Here is a 10,497-nt window from a genome sequence, read left to right on the forward strand (position 1 = left end):
CGTCAGCGGATTGGCGCGCACGCTGCGCAGCACATCCAGACCCGACAGCTTGGGCAACTTCATGTCCAGCAAAATAAAAGACGGCTGCCTTTGTGTGTCGCGGCCGGCATGGCTGCCCCGTCCGAACAGATAGTCCAGCGCCTGCGCACCATCGCGGGCCACGGCGATCTCGGCCATTACCCCGTGCTCCTCAAGCGTCAGCACGGTCAACTCCAGATGGTCGGGATTGTCTTCAACTACGAGTATCAGCTTGTCGCTCATGGGGCCTCTCCTAAATTTCAGTCATCAGTTTCCTGATGGTCTTTTTTACTTCCATCATATTATCAATTTGCATGTCGTTGTACTACTTTTTGCTTCATGCCGTTCACCAGCGGGGAATCCCCTCGTCCTTGAGCTGGCCGCGCAATTCGGTGTAGTTGGGCACCACGGTGCGCACGGTGTCCCAAAAGCGCGGGCTGTGATCCATCACCCGCAAATGGCTTAGCTCGTGAACCACCACATAGTCCATCACCGCAGGCTTGAAGTGCAACAGACGCCAGTTCAGCCGGATAGAACCATTGGTGCTCGCGCTGCCCCAGCGTGTGCTGGCGCTGGACAGGCTGAGCTTGCGCCACTGCACACCGAGCTGCGGGGCGAAATGCGCCAGCCGCTCGGTAAAAATCTGCCTGGCCTGGCGCATCAGCCACGCCTGCACGGCGTCGCGGGTTTGTTCGGGCGTGGCGCCGGCAGGCAGGCGCAGATGCAGGGCACGCTGCACCTCAGCCGGCCAGGCGCCCTCGGGCAGACCGGTGGCGGTGTTGGCGAGCGCGCCGGCCGCACTGGTTTTGAGTTCTGCGCTGACGCCTCGCGCGCCGCCAGCCGCCGGGTGCGCCTCAATCACCAGCCGCAAGGGCTCGCCCTGAAAAGGAAACGTCGCGCCATCTTTCCAGTCAATGCGCGCGGACTCCAGCCGCTCGTGGCGCTCGCGGGTTTGCTGGAGTTTTTTCAGAATCCAGCCCGACTTGTCGCGTACCGACTGGTCAATTTCATGGAGCGGCACCCATTTGGGCGCGCTCACCGCAAGCCCTTCAGGCCCCACCGAAAAGCCGATGCTGCGGCGCGCGCTGCGCCGAAACGCATAGGCCACCAGCGTGCCGCCCAGCAAGGCTTCGCGCGTGGCACGCGGGTGACGAAACGTGGCGGGCGCCTGCTCTGCTATTTTTTCAATAGCCTCTTGAGCCCGTCCTGATTGAGCTACAGGCATTTTTTTCTTTAATTTTGGCAGTTTTTCAGCGGGCCCCGGCGGGGCCACGCGGGCGGCCGGCGCCGGCTCGAACAGATCCCGCGTGAACTGAAGAAGCCTGTGCATCATGGCGGCTTGACGAGGTGCCGCGGGTCGGGCGCGCTCAGCCTTGGCGCGACGGCGCCCCGGCGGCCAGCAGTTGGGCCGCATCTGCGGGGACATAGGCGCCGGGGTCGAGCCGGTGCATTTCGGCTTCAATCCAGGCCTGGACTTCCAGCATCAACTCGTCGGGCTTGCGGCCCGTGCTGTCAATCGGCTTGCCAATCGAAATATCGACGATGCCCGGCTTTTTGATGAAGGCCTTGCGCGGCCAGCATTTGGCCGAGGTCACGGCAATCGGGATCACCGGCACACCGGCCTTGATGGCCAGCCGCGCGCCGCCCGATTTATAGACACCGGCCTGCCCGCGGTCAATCCGCGTGCCTTCAGGAAACATGATGACCCAGGTGCCCTGGCTCATCAGCCGCTTGCCCTGCTCGACCACCTTGGCGAAAGCCCGTGTGCCCTGGCTGCGGTCGATGTGGATCATGTCCATGCGCGCCATGGCCCAGCCAAAAAACGGGATGTAGAGCAGTTCCTTCTTGAACACATAGGCCAGCGGGTGCGGCATGATCGCTGGCATGGTGAGGGTCTCCCAGGTCGACTGGTGCTTGACCAGCAACACAGCGGCGCTGAGTTCGCCCGTCGGCAGATTTTCCATGCCGGTGACCCGGTTTTTGATGCCCAGAATGAAAGTGCCGCTGTCGACCGCCAGCTTCAGCCAGCGCGCGCACATCCAGTACATGGTGGTGCTGTTGACAAAAAGCGAGGCGACCACCACAAAAAGCGCCCACGGCATCACGGTCAGGATCATCCACAGCATGTGCAGGATGGAGCGAATCAGGGGCATGTCAGGTTTTCCGGTGGTGGTGAGGTGGCGGGCAGCTTGACACAAGCTGCATCAAGGAATTTTTATGATCTTTTAGTATCCAAGCCCTTACCAGATGGGCGTAAGCTGCTATCATTTTTTAACACTCGCCGACAACGGTGAGGCGTCGCGCTCCAGAATGAAATCTGCAAACGCCGCCAAATCGGCGTGCAGCAAGGTGCCGGAGGGCAAGCCATCGGGTTGCCCTCCGCTGCGGTAGTGCGCCGACTTGCCGGTAAGCACCAGATGCGGCTCACACCCGGCGGCAGCGCCCGCCTGCAGATCGCGCAGCGAGTCGCCGGCGGTGGGCACGCCCAGAAGCTGCACGCCAAAGCGCGCGCCGATCTGCTCGAACAGGCCGGGCAGCGGCTTGCGGCAGTTGCAGCTTTCCTCGGGGCTGTGCGGGCAGTAAAACACCGCATCGACCCGCCCGCCGGCAGCGGCCAGCAGCTTGTGCATCTTGGCGTGGATGGCGTTGAGCGCGGCCACGTCAAACAAGCCCCGCCCCAGGCCCGACTGGTTGGAGGCAATCACCACCCGCCAGCCGCCATGGTTGAGCCGGGCAATCGCTTCCAGCGAACCGGGCAGCGGCAGCCATTCTTCGGGGGATTTGACGAAATCATCACTGTCGCTGTTGATGGTGCCGTCACGATCAAGAATAATGAGTTTCATGGGTGGATTTATCAAAGCGGGGCAGCAGGCGCCGCCGGGAAAGTGGTAACAGGCTGCGCCGGCGCCATGTGCGGTGCCACCCGCCAATTGGTCACAAACAGCCCCCGAAAGCGGCCGGGCGAAAATGCCAGCAGCAGCGTGTCGCCGGGCTTTATCTGCGCGGCCTGCGGCTCGTCCAGCAGCAGCCGGTGCGGCGCCTGCAGACCAGGCACCTGCAGCACCAGCGCCGTGCCGCCCATGCTGCGCAAACTGGGCGGCTTGAACTGGCTGGAGAGCACCTGTGCCAAGACCGATCCGGGACTCGGTGCATTGCCGGGCGCGGCCGCCTCGTGCAACAACAAACCCTGCTGGTTCAGGTGCCGCTGCAGCAAGGCCGCACTGCCGCCCAGCCAGAGCAGCACCCAGAGCAGGCCCAGCAGCGGCACGGCGCGGCGCCCGCCCAGGCGATGCAGCAGCAAGCCGCCCGCCACCAGCACCAGCACGACCACCGCCGCCGGCCAGAACAAATCCAGCCAACCCGAGGGCACCGACACTGGCAACAGCGGCAAGGCAGGCGCTCCGGTCAGGCGGTCGGTTGACAGCTGGAGCGTCCAGCGCACACCGACCAGCACCGCAGGCGGCGCAAACAGCAGCCAGGCGGTGTGCAGCGATGTCCAGCCCGCCCGCCAGCCGGTTTGCGGGTGTGCGGCCGGGCGGCTCATGGCGTGGTCATGGCGCGCTCAAGCCGCCAGGCGCGACAGATCGGCCACGCGGTTCATCGCGTCGTGCAGGCTTTTGAGCAGGCCCTGGCGGTTCAGGCGCAGGTCCAGCGCTTCGGCGTTGACCATCACGCTGTCAAAAAACGCATCGACCGGCACGCGCAAGGCCGCCAGGATTTGCAGCGAGGCGGTGTAGTCACCTGCATCAAACTGCGCGTTGACCTGGGGCAGCACCGCTTTCATGGCCGCATACAAGGCGATTTCAGCGGGCTCCTGGAGCAATACCTCGCTGACATGCGGGTCCACCTCCTGCGCCTTCTTGAGGATGTTGCCGATGCGTTTGTTGGCGGCGGCCAAGGCCGGGGCTTCGGGCAACGCGGCGAAGGCGCGCACGGCGGCCAGGCGCTTGGCCACATCGCCCAGACGCTGCGGGCGCAGGGCCAGCACGGCTTCGACCTCTTGCGCGCTGTAGCCCTGCTCACGCAGGCTGCCGGCCAGGCGGTCGTAGATGAAGTCGATCAGCGCCACGGAGGCGTCGGTGATCTTGTCGCCAAATACCGGCGCCGCACCGGCCACCAGCGCGCCCAAGTCCAGTGGCAAGTCTTTTTCGACCAGCATCCGGATCACACCCAGCGCATGGCGGCGCAGTGCAAACGGGTCTTTGTCGCCCGTAGGCAAATTGCCAATGCCGAACATGCCGACCAGCGTTTCCAGCTTGACGGCCAGCGCCACCACCACGCCGGTCATGTTGCGCGGCAATGCATCACCGGCAAAGCGCGGCTTGTAATGGTCTTCAATCGCATCGGCCACGTCGGCACTCAGGCCGTCGTTGAGCGCGTAATAGCGGCCCATGATGCCTTGCAGCTCGGGGAATTCGCCCACCATCTCGGTTAAAAGATCCGCTTTAGCGAGCTGTGCCGCATGCTGAGCCTGGATAGCCAAACCTGAGTCGCCCGAAGGAACAAGGCTCTTGCCGATTACAGTGGCGATATGACAGACGCGGACAACACGCTCGCCCTGCGTGCCCAGCTTGTTGTGGTACACGACCTTGTCCAGCCCGGCCACGCGCGACGCCAGCGTCTTCTTGCGATCCTGGTCAAAGAAGAACTTGGCATCAGCCAGGCGCGGGCGTATCACGCGCTCGTTGCCGCCAATCACGGCGCTGGCGTCCGAAGGGGTGATGTTGCTGACCACCAGGAACTGGTGGGTCAGCTTGCCCTCTGCATCGAGCAGCGGGAAGTACTTCTGGTTGGCCTTCATCGTGAGGATCAGGCACTCCTGCGGCACCTCCAGAAACTCTTGTTCGAACGCGCAGACCAGCACATTGGGGCGCTCGACCAGCGCGGTCACTTCATCAAGCAGCGCGTCGTCTTCAATGGCCTTGACGCCGCCGCCAATGCGGACAGCTGCTGCCGCGAGTTGCCGCGCAATCTCGGCCTTGCGCTCGGCAAACGAGGCGATCACCGCGCCGTCTTTGGCCAGCACGCTGGCGTAGCTGTCGGCGTCCCGGATCCGCACCGGATCCACGGCCGCTTCAAAACGGTGGCCGCGCGTGCTATTGCCTGCCGATAGCCCCAGCGCCTTGACGGGCACCACGGTGCTGCCGTGCAGCGCGACCAGGCCATGCGCCGGGCGCACGAAGTTCACGCTGGTCCAGCCGGGCAGCGCGCAGTCGGTCTCGAGCTGGTAGCTCATGACCTTGGGAATGGGCAGCTTGGCAATCGCTTCTTCGAGCGCCTTTTGCAGGCCCATATCGAGCGTGGCGCCCGTGACCAGGCTGTCGTAGAACAGCGCCTCGGCCTTGCCGTCGATGGCGCGCTTGAGCGCGGCCACGGCCGCCAGCGGATCGGACACGTCCGCGCCCAGCGCCTGCAGCTTCTTGATCAGCGCGGGCGTGGCGTGGCCCGAAGCATCGAGCCCCACGGATGCCGGCATGAGCTTTTGCTGCACGGCCTTGTCGGCGGCTTTCAGCCAGACATGGCTGATGTGCGCGGCCAGACGGCGCGGCGAGGCGTAAGCCGTCACCACCGACTCGTCGGTGGCCAGGCCCTGGGCCTTGAGCTGGTCGGCCAGCACATGGGCGAACGCATCGCCGAGTTTCTTGAGCGCCTTGGGCGGCAGCTCTTCCACAAACAGTTCAACCAGAAGGTTTTTCGTTGTCATTGTCAGGCGGCCTTCTTCTTGATGGGGGTCATTTGCTCGACCCACTCGCGCGGCGCCATGGGGAAGCCCAGACGCTCGCGGCTTTCCAGATAACTCTGTGCCACCAGACGCGACACATTGCGGATGCGCCCCATGTAGGCGGCGCGCTCGGTCACGCTGATGGCGCCGCGCGCGTCCAGCAGATTAAAGCTGTGCGCAGCCTTGAGCACCTGCTCGTAGGCGGGCAAGGCGAGCTGCTGCTCAATCAGGTGCCTGGACTGCTTTTCATGCGCGTTGAAGGCGGTGAACAGGAAGTCGGCATCGGAATGCTCGAAGTTGTAGGTCGATTGCTCGACCTCGTTTTGCTTGTACACGTCGCCATAACTCAGACCTTCGGTCCAGGTCAGGTTGTAGACGTTGTCCACGCCCTGCAGGTACATGGCCAGGCGCTCCAGGCCGTAGGTGATTTCACCGGTGGCCGGCTTGCAGTCGATGCCGCCGACTTGCTGGAAGTAGGTGAACTGCGTCACCTCCATGCCGTTGAGCCAGACCTCCCAGCCCAGGCCCCAGGCGCCGAGTGTGGGGTTTTCCCAGTCGTCCTCGACAAAGCGGATGTCGTTTTTCTTCAGATCAAAGCCCAGCGCCTCAAGGCTGCCTAGGTACAGTTCCAGAATGTTGCTGGGCGCCGGTTTGAGCACAACCTGGTACTGGTAGTAGTGCTGCAGGCGGTTGGGGTTCTCGCCATAGCGGCCGTCTTTCGGGCGGCGGCTCGGCTGCACGTAGGCGGCTTTCCAGGGCTCAGGGCCGAGCGCTCTTAGAAAAGTAGCGGTGTGCGACGTGCCGGCGCCGACTTCCATGTCGTAGGGTTGCAGCAGGGCGCAGCCCTGGTCAGCCCAATAGGACTGCAGCTTCAGGATAATTTGCTGGAAAGTGAGCATAGGAATAGTTGTGGTCAGTAGCGCGATGCAACTTCTCAAGCACCGGGGGGCTGCGACGCCCGAGGCGGCGTCGCAAGATTCTTCATTTTACGCGGCGTTAACGGGCGATAGGCTCAGCGACTACGCCGGAATACAAGCGCCAACCCCACAATGACCAGGCCCAGCGCCCACAGCGGCCACAAGCCGAAGCGCGCCGACCACCAGGCGAAGGGTGTGATGCCGCTCTGCCCCTCGACCTCGCCGACCAGCGCGCCGCGCGTGTGGCGTGGCAAGGCATGCGTGACCTGGCCCTGGTGGTCAATGATGACGGTGGCGCCCGTGTTGGTGGCGCGAATCATGGGGCGACTGAATTCCAGCGCCCGCATGCGCGAGATGTGCAGATGCTGGTCAATGGCGACGGTGTTGCCAAACCAGCCGATGTTGCGGAGGTTGACAAAGACCGTGGGCGCGAGCGCCGCATCGATAAAACGCGCGCCCAGTTCCTCGCCAAACAGGTCTTCATAGCAAATATTGGGCGCCAGCCGCTGGCCCTGCCAGTCAAATGACGGCTGACCCACCGCGCCGCGGTTGAAGTCGCCCAGCGGAATATTCATCAATTCGGTAAACCACCGGAAGCCGGTCGGAATGAACTCGCCAAACGGCACCAGGTGGTATTTGTCATAGCGGTAAGACGCAGACTGCCCCGAGGCGTCCGGTTTCAGGCCCAGCACCGAGTTGGCGTAGCCCGCCTCGAAACTGCCCAGCGGCAGGCCAATCAGCGCGGCCTGCTGTCCCGTGGCAAAACGCGACTGCAGCGCCTGCCAGTAACCGTCCGGCAGTTGCTGCGGCAGCAGCGGAATGGCGGTTTCGGGCGCGACCACCAGCGCGGTTGTAGCGTCCCGCAGCTGCTCGCCGTACCAGCGCAAGGCAGTGGCCACGCCAGTGCCGTCCTGGAATTTTTCATCCTGCGGAATATTACCCTGCAGCAGCGTCACCGACAGCCTGCCCGGGGCCGGCCCAGATACGGCGCCAACCACAGGGCCCGCGACCGGCAACAGCGCCAGTGCCACGCTGAACACCGCCATGCCGAGCGCGCTCAGCCAACCCGCTCGGGACGCACGCAAGGACATCGCCAGCCAGGCCGCGACCAAAGCGGCCAGAAAGCTCAGCCCGTGCACGCCCACCCAGGCCGCCAGCGGCCTGGCCCAGCCATCGACATGGGCGTAGCCGCCTTCGCCCCACGGAAAACCGGTGAACAGCTTGACCCGCGCCAGCTCGGCCAGCAGCCAGAGCGCTGCAAAAACAAGCGCACGCGGCGCCCGCCCGGCCGGTGCCAGCCGCACAAACAGGGCCCCGGCGGCCGCGTAGTAGAGCGCCAGAAAAGCCGCCAGCACCACGATGGCCAGCACCGTGAGCGGCGCGGCCAGGCCGCCGTAGGTATGCATGGAAATGAACAGCCACCAAAAGGTGCCGCACAGCATCGCCGTGGCAAACAGCCCGCCCAGCCAGGCGGCGCGCCTGCCTGAGCGGCAGCCGTCGAGTTGGCCGACCAGCACCAGCAGCGCCAGCACTTGCAGCCACCACACCGGCTGGCCCTGCGTAAAAACAAAAGAAAAAGGCCATGCAATGCTGGCCGCATGGGCACCACCAGCTATTAAAACAATAGCAACCTGGAACAGCGAGAGACGCTGGCGCGGCAGCGTGTGGCAGATAGGCGCCAGCAAGATCGCGTTCACAGCGGCTCAGGCGCTGACCGCAACAGGCGAGACCTTGAACCAGCGCACGGCACCGCCTTTGGTGTGCAGCACGGTGAACTGCAGGCCGGCCAGCGCGTAGTGTTCGCCGCGCTTGGGCACATGGCCCATCTCGTGGGCCACCAGTCCGCCAATGGTTTCAAAGTCGGTTTCGGGCAGCAGCACGCCAAAGGCTTCATTGACACGCTCAATCGAGGTGTCGCCACTGACGCGGTAGGTGTGGTCGCTGAGGCCAAAGATATCGCCCTCGTCCTCGGCGATGTCAAATTCGTCCTCAATTTCGCCGACGATTTGCTCCAGCACGTCTTCAATCGTGACCAGGCCTGCCACGCGGCCAAATTCGTCGATGACGACGGCCAGATGGCTGTGGTTGCTGCGAAAGTCGCGCAGCAAATCGTTCAGCCCCTTGCTTTCAGGCACAAACATGGCGGGACGCAGCAGGGCCTTGATGTTGAGCTCGGGTGCACGCTGCAGTTTGAGCAGGTCCTTGGCCATCAGCAGGCCCAGGATGTTTTCCTTTTCGCCCTCGTACACCGGAAAGCGCGAGTGGGCGGTATCGATCACCAGGTGCAGCAGCTCGTCAAAGGGCGCATTGATGTTGAGGCAGTCCATGCGCGGCGCAGCCACCATCACGTCACCGGCCGTCATGTCCGCCATGCGGATCACGCCTTCGAGCATTTCGCGGCTCTGGGCGTCAATGACCTCGTTGTCTTGCGCCTCCACCAGGGTGCCGATCAGCTCGTCTTTGGAGTCAGGGCCGGGGTGGAGCATTTCAGCGAGCTTTTGCAAAAAGCCGCGTTTGTCTTCATGTTTCGAAGATCGACTGGGGGGAATGTCGGACACGTAAGGGTGCTCGGTAGTGATACAGCCGTCTAGGATAACTGATATTTCTGACGCGCCAGACGCGCGCTAACGCTGAATGCGATGCCGGCTGTCGCGCACGCCGCGCCGTACTTCCTGCACCAGGGCCAGCCAGTCCCAGAACTGCTTGGCCTGAACTTTCAGGCGGTAATCGTTCTGGGCGAGTTGCTCTTCGAGCAGCTCGGTCATGCGCGAGTCCAGGTCGGCCGGCGGCAGCTTGAGGTAGGCCTCGCTCTCCGAGCCGTCGCGCTCTATTTTGGCGCCGGCCTTGCGCGCGATGTTGAGCATGGCCGTGTTTTCGCTCAGCGCGTGAATGAACATCATGTCGACGCCTTCGTTGCGGGCGTGCACTTCGGCACGCTCGAACAGGCGCGCGCCGTAGCCTCGGCCGCGCGCATGGGCCAGCACGGAAACCCCAAACTCGGCGCAACTCTTGAGCTCGGGATCCGTCGAGAGCGCCAGATGCGCCATCGCGATCAGCTGCAGTTTGCGGTTGAAGATGCCGAAAATCTCGTCACGCTCAAAATCGAGGCCGTCCACATAACGGCGAATCTGCTCGTCATTGGCTGCATAGCCAAAGCGCAGATAGCGGTCCTGGGGGCCCAGGGCCAGCAGGTGCGCGCTGATGCGCTCGCCGTGCCGCGGCCCGATGGAGCGAATCGGCACCCGGACCGTGGCGCGGCGCGACACGGCCGGCCCCTGCAGCGCCGCCTGCGGGGCCGGCGCTGCAGGGGCTGCAGGCGGGCGGAAAAACGCCCTGCCCGCGTCCAGGGCGGCCTTGAGGAAGGGACTCGGTGTAACCATGGCTTCAATATAAGGGTTTTCCCTAGAATGCAAGCCCTAAGCAGCTGCGCAACAAGTACAAGGAAAAGCCCTAAAAATAATGACAAAAATGCATTTAGCCCAATGAGTACGTGACATCACAGCTATAACTTAAATAGCAAAAATACGCTTTTCCGCATTTTAATTGTTGCAGCGCAACAACAAGCAGTCATACCGTTTTTTTTGCAAGCGCGCGTACCCTCGCATGGCGCTGGCCAGTCAGGCGCTATACAGGCACCGCTGTGGTCGCCTTGACACGGTCCAGCACAAAACTGGTTTTGCAGTCCTGCACGCTGGGGTGCTTGAGCAGCGTGTCCATGATGAAGCGGCTGTAGTGGCCCATGTCGGCCACGACCACACGTAGCAGGTAATCCATCTCGCCGGTCAGCGCCGCACATTCCACCACCTCGGGCCAGGTCTGCACACTGGCGCGAAACAGGTC

Annotated in this window: 11 protein-coding genes; all 11 read right to left on the reverse strand. The window is 63.4% G+C overall.

Going from position 1 to position 10,497, the window contains the following annotated elements; genetic code table 11:
* On the reverse strand, positions 1–261 hold a 261-nt coding region (locus tag Q8K05_RS12335), incomplete at its 3' end, for a response regulator (RefSeq protein ID WP_305246890.1).
* Between the two features lie 103 nt (positions 262–364).
* On the reverse strand, positions 365–1,348 hold the full coding sequence (locus Q8K05_RS12340) for a M48 family metallopeptidase (protein WP_305246891.1): 984 nt from the start codon (positions 1,346–1,348) through the stop codon (positions 365–367).
* 37 nt (positions 1,349–1,385) lie between these two features.
* On the reverse strand, positions 1,386–2,171 hold the full coding sequence (locus tag Q8K05_RS12345) for a 1-acyl-sn-glycerol-3-phosphate acyltransferase (RefSeq protein ID WP_305246892.1): 786 nt from the start codon (positions 2,169–2,171) through the stop codon (positions 1,386–1,388).
* A 111-nt stretch (positions 2,172–2,282) separates the two neighbouring features.
* A complete protein-coding gene (gene gmhB / locus Q8K05_RS12350; RefSeq protein ID WP_305246893.1) occupies positions 2,283–2,861 on the reverse strand; it encodes a D-glycero-beta-D-manno-heptose 1,7-bisphosphate 7-phosphatase in 579 nt (192 codons plus the stop codon).
* 11 nt (positions 2,862–2,872) lie between these two features.
* Complete coding sequence (locus tag Q8K05_RS12355; protein ID WP_305246894.1) at positions 2,873–3,562, reverse strand: hypothetical protein; 690 nt, start codon at positions 3,560–3,562, stop codon at positions 2,873–2,875.
* Between the two features lie 18 nt (positions 3,563–3,580).
* Positions 3,581–5,722 carry a glycine--tRNA ligase subunit beta gene (glyS, locus tag Q8K05_RS12360; RefSeq protein WP_305246895.1) on the reverse strand — a complete coding sequence of 714 codons (2,142 nt, stop codon included), beginning with the start codon at positions 5,720–5,722 and terminating at the stop codon, positions 3,581–3,583.
* 2 nt (positions 5,723–5,724) lie between these two features.
* Positions 5,725–6,639 (reverse strand): glycine--tRNA ligase subunit alpha, encoded by a 915-nt coding sequence (gene glyQ / locus Q8K05_RS12365; RefSeq protein ID WP_305246896.1) that lies wholly within the window; start codon positions 6,637–6,639, stop codon positions 5,725–5,727.
* 113 nt (positions 6,640–6,752) lie between these two features.
* Positions 6,753–8,330, reverse strand: coding sequence for an apolipoprotein N-acyltransferase (lnt, locus tag Q8K05_RS12370; protein WP_305246900.1), 1,578 nt, complete (start codon positions 8,328–8,330; stop codon positions 6,753–6,755).
* A gap of 30 nt (positions 8,331–8,360) precedes the next feature.
* Positions 8,361–9,215: an HlyC/CorC family transporter gene (locus Q8K05_RS12375; RefSeq protein WP_305246897.1), complete on the reverse strand. Its 855-nt coding sequence runs from the start codon at positions 9,213–9,215 to the stop codon at positions 8,361–8,363.
* Between the two features lie 66 nt (positions 9,216–9,281).
* The gene (locus Q8K05_RS12380) at positions 9,282–10,037 is read right to left on the reverse strand and encodes a GNAT family N-acetyltransferase (protein WP_305246898.1); all 756 of its coding nucleotides are present in this window, start codon (positions 10,035–10,037) and stop codon (positions 9,282–9,284) included.
* Positions 10,038–10,281: 244 nt separating this feature from the next.
* Positions 10,282–10,497 (reverse strand): Lrp/AsnC ligand binding domain-containing protein (locus Q8K05_RS12385; protein ID WP_305246899.1); only part of this gene is annotated, 216 nt, incomplete at its 5' end.

Origin of the sequence: Polaromonas sp. (assembly GCF_030682935.1) — a bacterium.
Classification (GTDB): domain Bacteria; phylum Pseudomonadota; class Gammaproteobacteria; order Burkholderiales; family Burkholderiaceae_C; genus Polaromonas.